Annotated in this window: 14 protein-coding genes; 7 read left to right on the forward strand and 7 right to left on the reverse strand. The window is 75.5% G+C overall.

From position 1 onward, the window contains the following. Positions 1 to 367 precede the first annotated feature (367 nt). Positions 368 to 1,219 carry a universal stress protein gene (locus ACZ6EM_RS08290; RefSeq protein WP_401054869.1) on the forward strand — a complete coding sequence of 284 codons (852 nt, stop codon included), beginning with the start codon at positions 368 to 370 and terminating at the stop codon, positions 1,217 to 1,219. A 236-nt stretch (positions 1,220 to 1,455) separates the two neighbouring features. After that, on the forward strand, positions 1,456 to 2,463 hold the full coding sequence (locus tag ACZ6EM_RS08295; protein WP_452180943.1) for an Acg family FMN-binding oxidoreductase: 1,008 nt from the start codon (positions 1,456 to 1,458) through the stop codon (positions 2,461 to 2,463). A 110-nt stretch (positions 2,464 to 2,573) separates the two neighbouring features. Here ACZ6EM_RS08295 and ACZ6EM_RS08300 read toward each other — a convergent pair whose 3' ends face one another. The 3 genes from ACZ6EM_RS08300 to ACZ6EM_RS08310 are packed head-to-tail and all read right to left on the reverse strand — an operon-like array spanning position 2,574 to position 5,523. Next, complete coding sequence (locus ACZ6EM_RS08300) at positions 2,574 to 3,086, reverse strand: copper chaperone PCu(A)C (RefSeq protein WP_465772046.1); 513 nt, start codon at positions 3,084 to 3,086, stop codon at positions 2,574 to 2,576. Between the two features lie 41 nt (positions 3,087 to 3,127). Continuing rightward, complete coding sequence (locus ACZ6EM_RS08305) at positions 3,128 to 5,365, reverse strand: heavy metal translocating P-type ATPase (protein ID WP_401055276.1); 2,238 nt, start codon at positions 5,363 to 5,365, stop codon at positions 3,128 to 3,130. Then, positions 5,362 to 5,523 (reverse strand): hypothetical protein, encoded by a 162-nt coding sequence (locus ACZ6EM_RS08310; protein WP_465772047.1) that lies wholly within the window; start codon positions 5,521 to 5,523, stop codon positions 5,362 to 5,364. The genes ACZ6EM_RS08305 and ACZ6EM_RS08310 overlap by 4 nt, the downstream gene beginning before the upstream one ends. 324 nt (positions 5,524 to 5,847) lie before the next feature. On the opposite strand from ACZ6EM_RS08310, the gene ACZ6EM_RS08315 reads away from it, so the two are divergent. Continuing rightward, a complete protein-coding gene (locus ACZ6EM_RS08315; RefSeq protein ID WP_465772049.1) occupies positions 5,848 to 7,614 on the forward strand; it encodes a TROVE domain-containing protein in 1,767 nt (588 codons plus the stop codon). Here the strand turns inward: ACZ6EM_RS08315 and ACZ6EM_RS08320 are convergent. The 3 genes from ACZ6EM_RS08320 to ACZ6EM_RS08330 all read right to left on the reverse strand — a co-directional run bounded on the left by ACZ6EM_RS08320 (position 7,552) and on the right by ACZ6EM_RS08330 (position 9,936). Then, entirely contained in the window at positions 7,552 to 7,953 is a 402-nt protein-coding gene (locus tag ACZ6EM_RS08320; protein ID WP_401045574.1) for an NTP pyrophosphohydrolase, read from the reverse strand. The genes ACZ6EM_RS08315 and ACZ6EM_RS08320 overlap by 63 nt on opposite strands. 71 nt (positions 7,954 to 8,024) lie before the next feature. Continuing rightward, positions 8,025 to 8,438, reverse strand: a complete 414-nt coding sequence (locus ACZ6EM_RS08325) for a PPOX class F420-dependent oxidoreductase (protein WP_465772050.1) — start codon at positions 8,436 to 8,438, stop codon at positions 8,025 to 8,027. Positions 8,439 to 8,577: 139 nt separating this feature from the next. Beyond that, complete coding sequence (locus tag ACZ6EM_RS08330; RefSeq protein ID WP_452191710.1) at positions 8,578 to 9,936, reverse strand: D-alanyl-D-alanine carboxypeptidase family protein; 1,359 nt, start codon at positions 9,934 to 9,936, stop codon at positions 8,578 to 8,580. Between the two features lie 191 nt (positions 9,937 to 10,127). On the opposite strand from ACZ6EM_RS08330, the gene ACZ6EM_RS08335 reads away from it, so the two are divergent. Then, positions 10,128 to 10,325, forward strand: coding sequence for a hypothetical protein (locus ACZ6EM_RS08335; RefSeq protein WP_359900946.1), 198 nt, complete (start codon positions 10,128 to 10,130; stop codon positions 10,323 to 10,325). An 84-nt stretch (positions 10,326 to 10,409) separates the two neighbouring features. Here ACZ6EM_RS08335 and ACZ6EM_RS08340 read toward each other — a convergent pair whose 3' ends face one another. Continuing rightward, complete coding sequence (locus ACZ6EM_RS08340) at positions 10,410 to 11,264, reverse strand: TetR/AcrR family transcriptional regulator (RefSeq protein ID WP_465772051.1); 855 nt, start codon at positions 11,262 to 11,264, stop codon at positions 10,410 to 10,412. Between the two features lie 81 nt (positions 11,265 to 11,345). Here ACZ6EM_RS08340 and ACZ6EM_RS08345 point away from each other — a divergent pair, with 81 nt between their 5' ends. The 3 genes from ACZ6EM_RS08345 (at position 11,346) to ACZ6EM_RS08355 (ending at position 17,121) form a co-directional block, all read left to right on the forward strand. Further along, positions 11,346 to 12,197, forward strand: coding sequence for a siderophore-interacting protein (locus ACZ6EM_RS08345; RefSeq protein ID WP_452179937.1), 852 nt, complete (start codon positions 11,346 to 11,348; stop codon positions 12,195 to 12,197). Between the two features lie 305 nt (positions 12,198 to 12,502). Continuing rightward, complete coding sequence (locus ACZ6EM_RS08350) at positions 12,503 to 16,000, forward strand: S8 family serine peptidase (protein WP_465772052.1); 3,498 nt, start codon at positions 12,503 to 12,505, stop codon at positions 15,998 to 16,000. Positions 16,001 to 16,152: 152 nt separating this feature from the next. Beyond that, positions 16,153 to 17,121 (forward strand): alpha/beta fold hydrolase, encoded by a 969-nt coding sequence (locus tag ACZ6EM_RS08355; protein WP_401045590.1) that lies wholly within the window; start codon positions 16,153 to 16,155, stop codon positions 17,119 to 17,121. Positions 17,122 to 17,132 lie beyond the last annotated feature (11 nt).

Raw genomic sequence — 17,132 nt, forward strand, 5'->3', positions numbered from 1 at the left:
CCGTCCGCTCCGCCCACCGCTGTCCTCCTCGTCGTGCTGCCCTGACCGGCCCGTCCATCGTCCGGACGCGCCCCGTCCGCCCCGCGGACGGCCGCCCCCACCGCCCGACCCGACTCGGGTGCCGTCCGACCAGCGGGATTGCCGTGTTCACGGTAGTGCCCCGGTGTCGGTGGTGGGGACGGCGGGGTCGGCCGTAGGCTCCGTCGGGCGGGCCTTTCGTCCCGCCGCGCAGGGTCCTGAGGCCTCTGCCGCCGGGCCGCGCGTCGCTGCCAGGGTGGGGGAGGAGCGGACGGGGCGTCAGAGCACACCGCGGCCCGCACCGAACCGCCGAGCGTCGACGACCTGTCGACAGTGTGGAGGAACAGTCATGACGTCAACCGTGCTGGCCGGGGTCGACGGATCGCCGCAGAGCGCCGCGGCCGCCCACTGGGCCGCCGCCGAGGCGGTGCGCCGGGGCGCCTCGCTGCGCCTGGTGCACGCCTGGCCGTGGCTGACCGACGGCGTGTCCTCCTTCGCCGACGCGGACGACCTGCCCGAGGCCGTCCGCCGCACCCTCGCCGAGGCCGCCGAGGACATCCGCGGCCTGCACCCCGACCTGGCCGTGGAGACCGACGCCGTCCTGGACGCACCGGTGGACGGCCTGCTGGCCGCCGCCGCGGAGGCGGAGCTGCTGGTGCTCGGCTCGCGCGGCCGCGGCGGCTTCACCGGCCTGCTGCTGGGCTCGGTCAGCATGTCGGTGGCCGGGCGCAGCACCGTGCCGCTGGTCGTGGTGCGCGAGGAGGGCGAGGCCGCCGCGGGCGAGGTGGTGGTCGGCGTCGACGCCCACACCCCCGAGACCGAGGTGCTCGACTTCGCCTTCCGCGAGGCGGCCCTGCGCGGCGCCCGGGTCCGGGCGGTGCACGGCTGGGAGCTGCCGCCGGTGTTCGGCTACGCGGGCGGCGCCGTCCCGGCGGCCGAGCTCGCCCAGCTGGAGGCGCTGGAGGCCAAGCTGCTCTCGCTCGCCCTGGCCGGTCCGCGCGAGCAGCACCCGGAGGTGGAGGTGGTCGAGGACGTGCAGATCGGCGCCGCCCGCGCCCTGGTCGAGGTCTCCGCCGGCGCCGCGCTGGTCGTGGTCGGCCGGGGCCGCCGCCCGGTCGAGTTCGGGCCCCGGCTCGGCCGGGTCGCGCACGCCGTCCTGCACCACGCCGAAGCCCCCGTCGCGGTCGTCCCGCACGGGTGATGGACGGCCCGTCCGGTGGATCCGCCCCCGTCCCGATCCACCGGACGGGCCCGACGGCCCCCGCCCGGGCCTCCCGAGCGGGAGGCCCCGGCCCGGCGGCCGCGAGGACGGGTCCAAGGGCCCTGTTCCCGGACCGGTCGGGGCGCGCACGCTCGTAAGCAGCGGGACCCGCGGGCCCCGTGCAGTCGAACCCCGCGGTTGAAGCCGAAGCCTCGCGGTTGAAGGAGTGGATCGCCATGACGCTCGACCCGGCTCTCACCCAGATGCTCAGCGCGGCCGACCTGCGCCTGCTCGCCGCGGCCGGCGGCGCGGCGCCCTCGCTGCACAACAGCCAGCCCTGGCGCTTCGCGCCGACCCCGGACGGGCGCGGGCTCGCCGTGCACGCCGACACCGGGCGTTCCGTACCCCTGGCCGACCCGGTCGGCGCCGCGGTGCACATCGCGGTCGGCGCGGCCGTGTTCAACCTGCGGGTGGCGGCCGGCCGGCTGGACCGGGAACCGCAGGTCCGGCTGCTGCCGGAGGCCGCCGAGCCCGGCCTGCTCGCCGTGCTCGACCTCTCCCGGCCGGCCGTCGAGGAGACGCCCTTCGGCCGTGACCTCTACCCCGCGATCGCCGCCCGGCACTCCAGCCGCGAGCCCTTCACCCAGCGCGACGTCCCCGAGGCGGTGATCGGCGAGCTGATGGCCGCCGCCCGCGAGGAGGGCGTCGCGCTCGCCGCACTGGAGGAGGACGGCGTGCGGCGGGTGCAGGCGCTGACCGCCGAGGCCGAGCGCCGCATCGCCGACGACCCGGCCCGCGTCGCCGAGTCCCGCGCCTGGCTGCGGTCCGACGACGGCACCGCCGAGGACGGCATCCCGCAGGCCGCGCTCGGCCCGCAGGACCACGACGCCCGGGTGCCGATGCGCGAGTTCGCCGGCCGCCCGCCGGAGGCGCCCGCGCAGCCCTCCCGGCGGTTCGAGGCGCTGCCCCAGCTGTGCACCCTCACCACTCCCGGCGACGGCCCGCTGGACTGGCTGCGCACCGGGCAGGCGCTGGAGCGGGTCTGGCTGCTGGCCACGGTGCACGGCGTCCGGCTCACCATTTGGCACCAGGCGATCGAGTGGCCGGACATTCGCTGGGCGCTGCGCGACCCGGCCGCCGGTCCGGGGCACGTCCAGCTGGTGCTGCGGGCCGGCTACGGCCCGCCCGGTGCGGCGACCCCGCGCCGGACGGTGGAGGAGACGCTCGGGGAGCGTCCCGCCTGAGCCGAGCGCCCTGCCCCGGGCGTCACTCGGAGCGCCCCGCCTGGAGCGTCTCCCCGGCCCCTGGGGCTCGAAGCCGTCGGGCTTCGGGCCCCAGGGGCCTTCGGGGACGGTCAGCGCGGCCGTTCGGCCGCGGGCAGCACCTGGGCGGCGAGCCGCAGCGACGGACTGTGCCGGAAGGCGAGGGTGAACTCCACCCACTGGCCGGCCCGCAGCTGCGGCGGGTCGGCGATCATCAGGTCCGCGTCCTCCGGGGTCATCCGCAGTTCGCCGCGGCCCGGCACCGGCAGCGCCGAGGCCGGCTCCCAGCGGCCCGCCGCGCCCTGGTGCAGGTGCCGCTTCAGCGTGATCCGGCCGCCGAACTCCCATGAGGCACCGGTCAGTTCGTCGGGGACGTCGCCCGGGTTGCGGACCGTGAAGAAGGCCGCCGTGGCGGTGGCCGCACCCGCCGTCGGCAGCAGCACCCAGCCCGGTTCGGCCGTCACGGGGAGGGCGCGGCCGGCCCCGCCGACCGCCGTCCACCCGGTGAGCAGGACCAGGGCCAGGGCCGCCGCGCCGACCGGCGGGCCGGCCACCGCGAGACGCCCGGCGGTCCTCGCCGCCGTCCCTCCCTTCGCACGCTTCACACCCGTCACGCCCCTCACGCCCTTCCTGTCCTTCACGCCCCTCACCGCCGTCCTCCCCGGCGCTGTCCCCGCCCCGGCTCCCAGGTGCGCAGCCGCAGGCTGTTGCCCACCACGAGCAGCGAGCTGAGCGACATCGCGACCGCCGCCAGCATCGGGTTGAGCAACCCGACCGCCGCCAGCGGGATCAGCACCAGGTTGTAGCCGAAGGCCCAGAGCAGGTTGGCCCGGATGGTCGCCAGGGTCTGCCGCGCCAGCCGTACGGCGTCCACCACCGCCTCGATGTCGCCGCGCACCAGGGTCAGCCCGGCCGCGCCGATCGCGGCGTCACTGCCGGAGGCCAGCGCCACCCCGAGGTCCGCCGAGGCCAGGGCCACCGCGTCGTTGACACCGTCGCCGACCACCGCCACCGTCCGTCCGGCGGCGCGCAGTTCGGCCACCACCTCGGCCTTGCGCTCGGGGGAAGCCGAGGCGTGCACCCGCTCGATGCCCAGCTCGGCCGCCACCGCCCGCGCGGCGCCCGGGCCGTCCCCGGTCAGCAGGACGGTCTCCAGGCCCAGCCCGCGCAGCCGGTGGAGCGCCCGCCAGCTGCCCGATCGCAGGGTGTCGCCGACCACCAGGACGGCCGCCGGCCGCCCGTCCAGCTCGACCGCGACGGCCGTACGGCCCTCCTCCGCGGCCTGTGCGGCCGCCTCGGCCAGGGCCGGCGGCAGGACGGTGTCGTCCGGCCGCACCACCCGCACGGCCCGGCCCTCGACCGTCCCGGACACCCCGAGCCCGGTGGTGGCCGCGAAGCCGTCCACGGCCGGCGGCGGTCCGCAGCGCTCCCGGGCCGCCGCCGCGACGGCCCGGCCGATCGGGTGCTCGGAGCGGTGCTCGACCGCGCCGGCCAACCGCAGGGCCTCGTCCTGCGCGAGGCCGTCGGCGGTGGTGACGGCCGCCAGCTCCATCCGTCCGGTGGTCAGTGTCCCGGTCTTGTCCATCACCACCGTGTCCACCCGGCGCAGGCTCTCCAGCACCTCCGGGCCGCGCACCAGCACGCCCAGTTCCGCGCCCCGCCCGGTCGCCGCCAGCAGCGCCGTCGGCGTGGCCAGTCCGAGCGCGCACGGGCAGGCCACCACCAGCACCGCGACCGCCGCCGTCACCGCCGCCTGCGGGGCCGCGCCCGCGCCCAGCCAGAAGCCCAGCACGCTCGCCGCGATCGCCAGCACGCAGGGCACGAACACCCCGGCCACCGCGTCCGCCAGCCGCTGCGCCCGTGCCTTGCCGGCCTGGGCCTGCGCCACCAGCGCGGTGATCCGGGCCAGTTGGGTGTCCGCGCCGACGGCCGTGGCCCTGACCACCAGGGCGCCGCCCACGTTGACCGTCGCACCCGCCACCACGGCGCCCGGGCCGACCTCGACCGGCACGCTCTCCCCGGTCAGCAGGCTCAGGTCGAGCGCCGAACCCCCTTCGACCACCACCCCGTCGGTGGCCACCCGCTCGCCCGGCCGCACCACGAACTCCTGCCCGGGCAGCAGCAGTTCGATCGGCACCAGGCGCTCCTCGCCGTCCGCCCCGCGCAGGCACACCTGCTTGGCGCCCAGCTCGGCCAGCGCCCGCAGCGCGGACCCGCTGCGCCGGCGCACCCGGCCCTCCAGCAGTCGCCCGGCCAGCACGAACAGCGGTACGCCGACCGCCGCCTCCAGGTACACGTGCGCGGTGCCGCCGCCGTCGGCGGTCAGCGAGAACGGCATCCGCATGTCCGGATCGCCGGCCCCGCCGAGGAACAGCGCGTACGCCGACCAGCCGAAGGAGGCCACCACACCCAGGCTGACCAGGGTGTCCATGGTCGCCGCCGCGTGCCGCAGGCCCCGCAGGGCCCGGCGGTGGAAACCGGCCGACCCCCAGGTCACCACCGGGACGGCGAGCGCGAAGCAGACCCACTGCCAGGCGGTGAACTGCGCCGACGGCACCATCGACAGCACCAGCACCGGGACGGCCAGCAGGGCGGTGACCAGCAGTCGCCACCGCTCGTCCGGCTCCTCGGCCGCCATCCCGACCGGAGCCCCCGCGGGCAGCGGCTCGGCGGTGTAGCCCGCCCGTTCGACCGCCGCCACCAGCTCCGCGACCGGGATCCCGGCCGGGTGCAGCACCCGGGCCCGCCCGGTCGCCAGGTTCACCCCGGCCGTCACCCCGTCGATCCGGGCCAGCCGCTTCTCCACCCGGCCCACGCAGGCGGCGCAGGTCATCCCGCCGACCGCCAGATCGGTGGCGACCACGGGCTCGGCGACGGCGCTCACCGCGTCCCGCCCATGTCGTGCCCGCCCATTCCGGGGGACGCCCCGCCCCCGCCGCTCGGCCGCAGCCCGGGCGCCACCGGCCCCACCTGCCGACCCACCCCGTAGGCCACCACGAACACCACCACCAGCAGCAGGAGGAACCCCACCAGCACACTCAACGGCCGGACACCCGGCGACTTCGCACTCACCTCCCAGCAGTCGGACACGACCGCGGAACGGTTCCCGTACGGTCCGAAATCGAGGTGCGAATAATCGGATGACGAGCCGCGGCCCGACCGGGTAGCGTCCGGGACGGCGCCTCCCGATGCGCCTGGCCCCGGTTACTTCCTTTCGAAAACCATCAAGTGACACCGGTGCCGATTCTGATCCCGGGAGGCGCCCGTCCCGGCACGCGCCGGTTTCGGCCCGCGCCCGTCCCCGCGTGCCCCGCCTCGCCCTTCCCCTCCCGCTCCGGCCCGACCACCCACCAGGGGGACCTCTGCATGACCCGGTTCAACCGCCAACGGACCAAGGCCGCCACCAGGGCCGAGATCCAGCGAGAACTACCGGGACTCACCGCACGGGGGGTGTCCTCCCCGCTCTCCACCCACGGCCAGTGGCCGATCCCGGAGGTCCAGCGCCTGCGCTCGGCGCCGCCGCCGGTCGTCCGGCGCACCGCGGCCACCCCGGAACGGACGGCCGCCCCGGGAACGGCGGTCACCAACCATCAGGGCGGCACCGGCTACCTCCGGGAGCCGAAGGAGGAACTGTTCCTCCTCGCCGTCTCCCACCTGTTCGGCCAGGAGAGCTTCTACGAGTCGGCCGTCGAGCGCGACGAGCGGTACGTGCGGCTGATCCGCGAGCACGCCGTGAGCGACCCCGAGTGGACCCTCGGGCTGCTGCGCCGGCTGCGCACCGGGTTCCGCGTCCGGACCGCCGCCCTGGTCGGGGCCGTCGAGTTCGTCCACGCCCGGTCGGCGGCCGGCGCCGCCGGGTACTCCCGGCAGGCCGTCGACGCGGTGCTCCAACGCCCCGACGAGCCGGGCGAGTTGCTGACGCACTGGACCGGCCGGTACGGCCGTCGGCTGCCCCAGCCGCTGCGCCGCGGCATCGGCGACGCGGTCCGCCGGCTCTACACCGGCCGCGCACTGCTGAAGTACGACACGCCCTCGCGCGGCTTCCGCTTCGGTGACGTCCTGGAGCTCATCCACCCCGCGCCCGACCCGGACAAGCCCTGGCAGGGCGCGCTGTTCCGGTACGCCCTGGACCGCCGACACCGCCCGGACCGCGCCCTGCCGCCCGCCGACCAGCGCCTGCTGAGCGCCCACCACGAACTGCTCGGTGTCCCGCCGGCCGACCGCAGGGCGCTGGTCACCGAGCCCGGCGGCGCGCAGCGCCTCGCCGAGGCCGGGATGACCTGGGAGGCCCTGGCCGGCTGGCTGCAGGGCCCGCTGGACGCCGCCGCCTGGGAGGCCGTCATCCCCTCGATGGGCCCGATGGCGCTGGTGCGCAACCTCCGCAACTTCGACCAGGCCGGGGTCGGCGACGAGCCGGCGGCGCGGGCGGCCGGCCGGATCGCCGACCCGGAGGAGGTCCGGCGCTCCCGGCAGTTCCCGTTCCGCTTCCTCGCCGCCCACCGCGCCACCCGCTCGTCCCGCTGGTCCGAGTCCCTGGAGGCCGCCCTCGGGCACTCGCTGGCCGGGGTGCCCGTGCTGCCCGGCCGCACCCTGGTGCTGGTGGACCGCTCGTCCTCGATGTTCGACCTGCCGTCGGCCCGGACCCAGCTGAACCGGGCGGACACCGCCGCCGTCTTCGGCACCGCGCTGGCCCTGCGGGCCGAGCGGGCCGACCTGGTCCAGTTCGGCACCGGCAGCCGGGCGGTCGAACCGGAACCCTCGGTGCTGCGGACCCTGGGGCTCTTCCGCAACCTGGGCGGCACCGACATGGCCGGCGCGGTCCGCCGGCACTACCGGGAGCACGACCGGGTGGTCGTGGTCACCGACGAGCAGGCCCACCGGTCGAGCGCCGACCCGTTCGCGCCCGTCCCCGAGGACGTCCCGGTGTACACCTGGAACCTGGCCGGCTACGCCGTCGGCCACACCGCCCCCGGCCCGCGCCGCTACACCCTCGGTGGCCTCAGCGACGCGTCCTTCGAGCTGATCCCGCTGCTGGAGAGCGGCCAGGACGGCGGCCACCCCTGGGAGCAGTCAGCTCCGCACACTGCGCGGCCCGGTCGCCCCGGCGCCCAACACGCCGACCCGGGAGCGTAGTTCACGGTCGGCGGTGACCACCAGGCAGGTCCGCTCCGGGTCCTCGGTGCGGGCCGCGCGGACCAGCTCCACGATCCGGTCGTCCCCGCTGCCGCTCGCCGCGACCACCCGCACCCCGGCCACCCCGTCGACGCCCCGGGCCGCGCCCTCCACCACCAGGACCACCTCCAGCGGGCCGGGCAGCTCCGGCACGCCCCGGGCGGCCACCGCGACCAGCCCGTCCCGCAGCCGCTCGGCGGCGCCCCGCCGGTCCCGCCACCAGCCGTCCGGCACGGAGCCGACCACGTTCGCGCCGTCGACGACCAGCAGGGGAAGCGGCCCGGCCGCGTTCTCGTCCATGGCCGCCAGCCTGCCACGTCGCCCGGCCCGGCTCGGGTCGCCCGGCGTGCCGAGCGGCCCGCACCCGTAGCTCAGTCCGCGAGCGTGATCCGGATGCCGACGGTGCCGCGCTCGCCGCGCCGCAGCCGGCTGCCGAGCAGGGTGAGCACGCCGAGCAGGCCGTACTTCTGGCGCAGCAGCGTGCGGTAGGCGGCGGTGCGCTCGGGGCCGAGGATCTCGGCGGTGGCGGGGTACTGCTCGCCGGTCGGGTTGCCCTTGACGTCGCAGGGGCCGACCAGCACGTCCGCGCGGTTGCGGATCCGCTTGACCTTCCAGGAGTCCGCGACGGTCCAGACGCCGAGCGTCTCCCCGTCACGCACCACCCACACCGGGGTCGGCACGGTGGTGCCGTCCTTCTTGTACGTGGTGACGAGCAGGTAGCTCCCGGAGGAGAGCCGGACGATCCGGGAGAGCCGGTCCGCGGCGGAGGGGTCGGGCGTGGTCATGGCCGGAAGTCTAGAGGGCGGTCCACCGGAACCCGGCCGGCGCGCTCCCCCGGAAGGGCGTGGGGCGTGCGCCGAGGCCGCCGGGGAAGGGCCGGTCCGGCACCGGGACGGGCAGCGGGCCGGCGGCCTTCCTCGCCGGTCAGTCGGATCCGGCGCGGTGGGTTCGGGCGCGGGGGCGGGCGGTGCGGGCGGTGCGGACCAGCGTGCGGGCGTGGCGGACCACGCGGCGCCGGCCGCGGCCAACGACGCCGGTGGCGCCCCCGACGGCGGTCGCGCCGCCCCCGCCGTACGCGGGGACGGGAACGGCCCGGGCGGGCGCGGCTCGGCGGCGGGCGGCGGTGCGGGCGGTGGCCCAGGCGGCGAGCGCGGTGCCGAGGGCCGTGGCGGTCCAGACGGCGGCGGCGAAGCCGGAGTCGGAGCCGCCGGCCACCGGCGGGCGGGCCCAGGGCGGGAGCTGGTCGGCGGCCTCGGCCGCGGCCCCGGCGGACGGGGAGGGCGAGGGGCCGGCGGGCTCGTCGACCAGTTTGCCGACCGGCCGGACCTTTCCGGCGGCCGCGAAGCCCCAGTCGAGCAGGCTGGCGGCCTCGTCGTACACCGTGCCCTGCGCCTCGGGGTGCATCACCGTCACCAGCAGGGTGCGGCCGTCGCGTTCGGCGGCGCCGGTGAAGGTGGCGCCCGCGTTGGTGGTGTAGCCGTTCTTGACGCCGATCAGGCCGGGGTACTTGCCGAGCAGCCGGTCGGTGTTGGCGATGTCGAAGCTGGTGCGCCGGCCGGTGAGCTTGTCCAGCCCGCCGGGGAAGCTCGCGGTGCGGGTGGAGCAGTAGGAGCGGAAGTCGGTGTTGCGCAGCCCGGCCCGGGCGAAGAGCGTGAGGTCGTAGGCGGAGGAGACCTGGCCGTCCATGTCGTAGCCGTCGGGGGAGACCACATGGGTGTCCCGGGCCTGGAGCGCCCGGGCGCGCTCCTGCATCTCGGTGACGGTCCGCTGGATGCCGCCGTTCATGTGGGAGAGGACGTGGACGGCGTCGTTGCCGGAACTGAGGAAGACGCCCCGCCACAGGTCCTCGACCCGGTAGGCCAGGTTCTCCTTGACGCCGACCAGGCTGCTGCCGGCGCCGAGGCTGGCGAGTTCGGCCGTGGTGACCTTGTGTTCCAGGCCCCGGTCGAACTTGGGCAGCACGGTGTCCGCGAACAGCATCTTGAGGGTGCTGGCCGGGGGCAACGGCAGGTGGGCGTCACGGGCGGCGAGCACCTCGCCGGTGGCCGCGTCGGCGACCAGCCAGGAGCGGCCGGTCAGTTCGGACGGCAGGGCCGGCGCCCCGGCCAGCGGTTCGACCTGGACGGCCGGGCGGCCGAGCCGCTCCCCGCCGACGGCGGGGACGGAGTCCTGGGCGAGGGCCGCCGGGGCGACGACGAAGAGCACCAGGGCGGCACAGGCGGCGGTGCCGGCCACGGCCCTGGTGACATGCGGGGACTTCTGTTGCACACGCTTGGGCTGCACACGGCGAACGTACCCGGGCCGCCACCGGGCCGCCGGGCCTGCTGCTCCGTCCGGAGTTCTGCGGACGCGTGCGGAGCCCGAGGGGCCACCCGGAGCCGTGCGGACCCGTGCGGAAGGGACGACTTTGGTGGCGCGGGTCCGCACCGAAAGTCGGACGTCCGGCGACCGGCCGCCTTCCTAGGCTCGGGGGCATGAAGACCCTGCTCGGCTACCTCGGTTCGGTGTTGATCGTCGGCGGCGCCTCGGGCCTGTTGTCCACCTGGATCGAGGGCTTCCGGCTGTTCGGCTTCGTCCGGGTCCTGGTGCCGGCGGGCCACGAGATCGCCGGGTACGCCACCCTGGTGGTGCTCGGTGTCCTGCTGGCGCTCCCCGCCGCCCGGCACGGCTAGGGCCCGGTGGCGGTCGCGGGCGGTGACGATGACGTGGTGGCCGCACCGCCCGCAGCGGCCCGGTTCTCGGCTCCCGGGACCGCGTCACCGTGGATCCGTCGGGAGGCCCTCCGCCGCGATGCCGTCGAGCAGCACGGCGAGCCCGCTGCGGAAGGCCTCCAGGTGGCCGTCCTCCGGGGCGCCGCCTTCGCTCTGCAGGGCGACGAGCAGGGGGAAGCGTTCCGCGAAGTCCGGGGCGAGTTCGACCAGTCGGGCGGAGCGGCCGGCCCACCAGTCCTCGTCGGTGACGCCGGTCGCGGCGGCCGCGCCGCGCGCGTCGGCGGTGGTGGCGGCCAGGCCGCGGACGAACTGCCAGAGTGCGGCGACCGCCCCGCGCAGCCGCCGGGGAGCCAGTGCGGCCGGTCGCAGCGCGCGCAACAGCGCCTCCATCGCGGCGAGTTCGGCGGGGCCGAGCACCGGGCGGGCCTGCGAGACCTGGAGCACCCAGGGGTGGCGCAGGTAGCAGGCGTACAGGTTCTCGGCCCAGGCGGTGACGGCCCCCCTCCAGTCCTCGGCCGTAACGGGGTCGTCCGGGAGTCCGTCGGGGAGTCCGGACGGGTATTCGGCGGGGCGCTCACCGGGGAGTTCGGAGGGGTATTCGGTCGGGCGTTCGACCGGGAGCTCGGCGAGCACCCGGTCGTGCATCAGGTCGAGCAGTTCGGCCTTGCCGGGCACATAGGTGTAGAGCGCCATCGCGGTGCGGCCGAGCCGTTCGCCCACGGCGCGCATCGACAGTGCGGCCATGCCCTCGGCGTCGGCCACCGCGATTCCGGCCGACACGATCGCGTCCACGCTCAGGCCCGGCTTGGGGCCACTGCGCCCGGTGCGCGGTTCCGCGGGCGCACCCCAGAGCAGGGCGAGCGAGCGATGGGCGTCGCCCTGTCCGGCGTAGACGGTCATCCGACATCTCCTTATGGCGTAAAGTATCGCCCCTGCGGCAACTCTTTATGCCGTAAGGTTACCAATCGAAGGGGTTTCGCGATGACATTGCCCGTCACCTTCGTCGAGGTCGTCGAGGTCCGCCGGATCACGCCGCGCACCGCCCGGATCACCTTCGCCGCCGAGGAACTGCCCGACGCCGTCGGTACCGCCCCCGACCAGCAGCTCAAGCTCTGCTTCCCCCGCCCCGGCCAGCGCGAGCCGGTGCTGCCCGCCCGGCAGGACGACCCGATGGGCTGGTACCGGGCCTACCTGGCGATCCCCGAGGAGCGGCGCCCGCTGCTGCGCGGTTTCACCCTGCGCGGTCGGCGCCCCGGGACCCGGCTGGTCGAGATCGACTTCGTGCTGCACGGCGACACCGGTCCGGCCGCCGCCTGGGCGCTGCGGGCCGCGCCGGGGGACCGGCTCGGGATGGTCGGCCCCTCCGCGCTGTACGCCCCGCCGGTCCCGTTCGCCGAGGCCGCGGCGGCAGCCGACTGGGTGCTGCTGGCCGGTGACGAGACCGCGCTGCCGGCGCTCGCGACGCTGGTCGGGGCGCTGCCCGCCGGGGTGCGGGCGGTGGCGTACGTCGAGGTCGCGGACGAGGCCGAGCGGCAGCCGCTGGAGGGGCCGGAGGGCCTCGACGTGCACTGGCTGCACCGGGACGGCGCCGCCCCGGGCGCCGTGCTGACCGGGGCCGTCCGGTCCGCCGAGCTGCCGCCGGGCCGGCCGTTCGCCTGGCTGGCCGGCGAGGCGGGGGCGGTCCGGGCGCTGCGCCGCCACCTGGTCGAGGAGCGCGGGGTGCCGAAGGCGTCCGTCGACTTCACCGGCTACTGGCGCCACCGGCTGACCCAGGACGACGCGCCGACCGCCGAGGACCTGGCGGACGCTCAGGAGCGGCTGGCCGGGTCCTGACCGGGACGGGTCGGACGGGCGGGCGGGCGGCGGCCTCGACAGGAGCCGGACGCGCCGGTTCGCCGGGTGCGCCGTTTCGTCGGGCGGTGGCGCGGGAAGGGAGCCGCCACCGCCCTTCCCGCGGTGGAGTCGCCCCGGGTCCGGTAAGGGCCGATCGGCTGAAAGATGATGATTCGGCCCGATTTCCTCCGTGAATTTTACTGATTGATGGTCAACTTTACTTTCTGATGGGGATTTACCCCCTTGTCGTGATCCTCTCAGGTGCGTTGGAATGCGTCAGCTATCCATCTGACGAGAGGATTTATATGATCGGCTGGCGGAAAACCCAGCTGGCGGCGGCCGTCACGGTCACCGCCGCGTCGATGGTCCTGAGCCTCGGGACCATGGCGAGCGCGGCCCCGGCCCCCGACCCGCAGAACGCCCGGGCGGCGTCCGCGGACGGGGCCCCGGTGCCGGTGATCGTGATTCTGAAGGACCAGATCGCGGACGCCCCGGCCGACCACGGCCACCTGGGCGCCCGGCAGCAGAAGACCGCCGACGCGCAGGCGCCGCTGCTGAAGAAGGTCAAGGCGGCCGGCGGCACCGACATCAAGAGCTTCGTGGTCGGCAACGCCTTCTCGGCCACGGTCGGCCCCGCCCTGCGCGCCCAGCTCCAGGCGGACCCGGCCGTCTCCACCGTGGTGGCCGACGCCCAGGTCCAGGTCGCCCCGGCGGCCGCCGGAAAGGCGAAGGCGGCCAAGGACGCTGCCGCCGCCGGCGCCAAGGCGCCCAAGCCCGATGCCGCTCCGCAGGCCGTTTCGGGCAGTAACGGCCAGGGGGCGGAGGAGAACGCGACCAACACGGTCTGCCCCTCCGACCCGAGCAAGCCGCTGCTGGAGCCCGAGGGCCTCTACTCGACCCGGGCCGTCACCGGCAACGGCAAGCCCGGCGTGGAGGACCTGGCCACCGGCAAGGGCGTCAAGGTCGCCTACATCGCGGACGGCCTCGACCCCAACAACCCGGACTTCATCCGGGCCGACGGCTCGCACGCCGTGGTCGACTACCAGGACTTCGCGGGCGACGGCTGGGACGCGCCGACCGGTGCGGCCGAAGCCTTCGGCGACGCCTCGGCGGTCATCGCCCAGGGCCGCCAGGTCTACGACGTCTCCACGTTCGTGAACTCCTCGCACCCGCTCCCGGCCGGCTGCAACATCCGCATCCGCGGCCTCGCCCCGGACGCCGACCTGGTCGCGCTGAAGGCCGGCGGCGAGATGATGTCCAACTCCTCGATCCTGCAGTCGATCGACTACGCGGTGCGGGTCGCCCACGTCGACGTGCTGAACGAGTCCTTCGGCGGCAACGTCACCCCGGACAGCGGCGCGCACGACACCATCTCGCTCTTCAACGAGCAGGCCGTCAAGGCGGGTGTCACCGTCGCCGTCTCCAGCGGTGACGCCGGCATCAGCGGCACGGTCGGCACCCCGGCCACCGACCCGTACGTGATCGCGGTCGGCGCCTCCACCGACAACCAGAACTACCAGCAGACCGGTTACGCGGCCTCCCGGTTCTCCAACAGGACCTGGAGCAACAGCCGGATCTCCGCGCTCTCCTCGGGCGGCTTCACCCAGGCCGGCCGGACCGTCGACCTGGTCGCCCCGGGCGAGTCGGACTGGGCGCTGTGCACGCCCGACACCAGCAAGTACACCGACTGCACGGGCTACAACGGCCAGCCCTCGCCGATCCAGCCGTTCGGCGGCACCAGCCAGTCGGCCCCGTTCGTCACCGGCGCCGCGGCCCTGGTCATCCAGGCCTACCGCGACACCCACGGCGGCGACTCGCCCGCCCCGGCGCTGGTGAAGAAGTTCCTCACCGGCACCGCCACCGACCTCGGCGTGCCGGCCGAGGAGCAGGGCGCCGGCCTGCTGAACGTCCGCGCCGCCGTCGAGGCCGCCCGCGGCTACGACGACGGGGACGGCACCGACGGCGCGAAGACCGTCGTGGTCAACACCGGCCAGGTCGACATCGCCGGCGCCCCCGGCTCGACCCACACCGCCGACGTGTCCGTCACCAACACCAGTGACACCACCCAGACGGTGAGCGCCGCGACCCGCAGCTTCGCCCCGCAGTCGGGCAACCAGCAGACCGTCCAGCTGGACCCGTCCTCGAAGGACACCTTCAAGTACGCGACCAACGGCGCGGACTGGGTGCAGAAGCAGGTCAAGTTCACCGTCCCGGCCGGCGCCGACCGCCTCGCGGCCTCGATCGCCTGGCAGGGCGCGCCCACCCCGGTCACCAACGGACCGGTGGTCCGCATGACGCTGCTCGACCCCTCGGGCCGCTTCGAGACCAACACCCGTCCGCAGGGCGGCGCCACCCCGGCGAACTTCGGCCTGGTGGACGTTCCGCACCCGGTGGCCGGCGAGTGGACCGCGATCCTCTACACCCCGGCCGGCAAGGCCGGCTACAGCGGCGCCGTCCAGCTGGGCACCGCCACCCAGCGCGCGGTGCCGGCCGGCACCGTGAGCCCGAACACCACCGACCTGAAGCCGGGCCAGACCAAGACCCTCAAGGTCCAGCTCACCACCCCGGCCACCAGCGGTGACTCCAGTGAGGCCGTCCTGGTCTCCAGCTCCAACGGCAACACCACCAGCGTCCCGGTCGTGCTGCGCAGCCTCGTCCCGGTCAGCCAGGGCAAGGGCACCTTCACCGGCACCGTCACCGGTGGCAACGGCCGCAGCGCCTCGCCGACCCAGAGCTTCGCGTACGCCTTCGACGTCCCGAAGGGCCAGAAGGACCTGCGGGTCGGCGTGACCGTCGGCAAGGACCCGAAGCTGCTCATGCAGGGCGCGCTGATCAGCCCGAACGGCACCCCGGTCGACATCGAGGGCAACGGGCAGTTCGACGCCCAGGGCAACCTGGCCGGCACCGGCAACGGCGTCTCGGCCACCGCCGTCAACCCGGCCGCCGGCCGCTGGCGGTTCGTCCTGAACGTGCTCGGCCCGGTCAGCGGCCAGGAGCTCGCCCAGGACTTCACCGGCACCGTCGCGTTCAACCAGAACCAGGCCACCGCGGCCGGTCTGCCGAACGACGCCCGCACCGTGCTGGCGGCCGGCAAGCCGGTCACCGTCCAGGTGAACTACACCAACAACACCGTCGCGACCCAGCGGATCGCGGCCGACGGCCGGCTGGACCGCCGGGTCGACCTGGCGCTGGTGCCGCAGGGCGCCTCGGCGACCGTCAGCCTGCCGCTGAGCCTCAGCTCCGCGGTGCCGTCCTTCCTGGTGCCCCCGGGCACCGACCGGCTCAAGGCCGTGGCGGCGTCCTCGACGCCGGCGCAGATCGAGCTGAGCGCCACCACCGGCTCGCCGGACCTGTTCGGCGACCTGAAGAAGGCCCAGGACGGCTCGACCGTCTCGGTGGTCACCGACAACGGCACCGCCGAGCAGCCGGTCGTCCCCGGCACCTGGGGCACCTTCGTCCAGCAGATCGGCCCGTTCGGCAGCGGCTCCGCGCCCGCCGGCACCTCCACCATCACGGCCACCGCGCACACCCAGGCCTTCGACCCGGCGCTGACCTCCAGCACCGGTGACCCGTACGCCGCCTCGGTGAACGCCTCGGCCGCGGCCGCCACCCCGGTGACCGTCGCCCCCGGCGCCACCGGCTCGCTCCAGGTGACGCTGACCCCGACCGGCCCGAAGGGCAGCACCGTCAAGGGCGTGCTGTACCTGGTGTCCGGCCCGACCGGCGTGGCCACCGCCAACAACGTCCTGAACACCACCGGTTCGGTGCTCGCGGCGATCCCGTACAGCTACACCGTGAACTGACGTCGGATCAGTTCCGTTCAGGCCGAGGCCGTCCCGGGATTCCGGGGCGGCCTCGGCCGCTTCCGCCGCCCGGAGCCGGCGGGGTTCCGGGGGCGATCGGCTGGGCAGGGTCGGAAGTGACGGCATGTCTTCACCGGATGGGGAGTGGCGAGTTGAACGACGCGATCAAGCACGGCGAGATCGAGGTGAACGGCGTCCGGCTGCACTACGCGGAGCAGGGCGAAGGCCCGCTGGTCCTGCTGCTGCACGGCTTTCCGGAGAGCTGGTACTCCTGGCGCCACCAGTTCGCGCCGCTCGCCGAGGCCGGCTACCGGGTCGTCGCGCCGGACCAGCGCGGATTCGCCCGCAGCGACCGGCCCGAGCGGGTGGACCAGTACACCCTGCTGCACCTGGTCGGCGACGTGACGGCGCTGATCGGCGCGCTCGGCGAGGAACGGGCGGTCGTGGTCGGGCACGACTGGGGCGCGCCGGTGGCCTGGGCCACCGCGGCGCTGCGGCCGGACCTGGTGCGCGCCGTGGCCGGGCTGAGCGTGCCGCCGCTGCCGGTGGGCGGGCCGCCGCCGCTGGAGGCCGCCCGGGCCGCCTTCGGCGAGGGCTACTACCAGGTCTACTTCCAGGAGCCCGGCCGGGCCGACGCCGAACTGGCCGCGGACGTCCGGACCAGCCTGCGCCGCATCCTGTCCGCGAAGTCGCCGGACGGCACGCCGCGCGTGTGGATCGTCCCCGAGGGCCAGGGGCTGCTGGACAGCCTCCCGGAGCCGGAACGCCTGCCGGACTGGCTCACCGAGGCGGACCTCGACGCCTTCGAGGCCGACTACGCCCCGCACGGTGAGAAGGCCTTCACCGGCGGGCTCAACTGGTACCGCAACCTCGACCGCAACGCCGAACTGCTGGCCGCCTTCACCGGGGTGACGGTCGACGTGCCCGCGCTGTTCGTGGTGGGGGAGCAGGACCTCGTCAACGCGATGGTCCCGCGCCCGGTGCTGGACCACCTGCTGAGCCGGGTGCCCGGGCTGCACGGGCACGTCCGGCTGCCGGAGACCGGGCACTGGACGCAGCAGGAGCGCCCGGCCGAGGTCAACGCGGCGCTGCTGGACTTCCTGGCGCACCTGGACAAGTAGACCCGGCGCCC

It is taken from the genome of Kitasatospora sp. NPDC041917 (assembly GCF_055589745.1).

Coding starts and splice junctions, on each gene's coding strand:
- ACZ6EM_RS08315 (WP_465772049.1), top strand. CDS start 5,848: ATGACCCGGTTCAACCGCCAACGGACCAAGGCCGCCACCAGGGCCGAG.
- ACZ6EM_RS08350 (WP_465772052.1), top strand. CDS start 12,503: ATGATCGGCTGGCGGAAAACCCAGCTGGCGGCGGCCGTCACGGTCACC.
- ACZ6EM_RS08320 (WP_401045574.1), bottom strand. CDS start 7,953: ATGGACGAGAACGCGGCCGGGCCGCTTCCCCTGCTGGTCGTCGACGGC.
- ACZ6EM_RS08340 (WP_465772051.1), bottom strand. CDS start 11,264: ATGACCGTCTACGCCGGACAGGGCGACGCCCATCGCTCGCTCGCCCTG.
- ACZ6EM_RS08325 (WP_465772050.1), bottom strand. CDS start 8,438: ATGACCACGCCCGACCCCTCCGCCGCGGACCGGCTCTCCCGGATCGTC.
- ACZ6EM_RS08345 (WP_452179937.1), top strand. CDS start 11,346: ATGACATTGCCCGTCACCTTCGTCGAGGTCGTCGAGGTCCGCCGGATC.
- ACZ6EM_RS08295 (WP_452180943.1), top strand. CDS start 1,456: ATGACGCTCGACCCGGCTCTCACCCAGATGCTCAGCGCGGCCGACCTG.
- ACZ6EM_RS08290 (WP_401054869.1), top strand. CDS start 368: ATGACGTCAACCGTGCTGGCCGGGGTCGACGGATCGCCGCAGAGCGCC.
- ACZ6EM_RS08335 (WP_359900946.1), top strand. CDS start 10,128: ATGAAGACCCTGCTCGGCTACCTCGGTTCGGTGTTGATCGTCGGCGGC.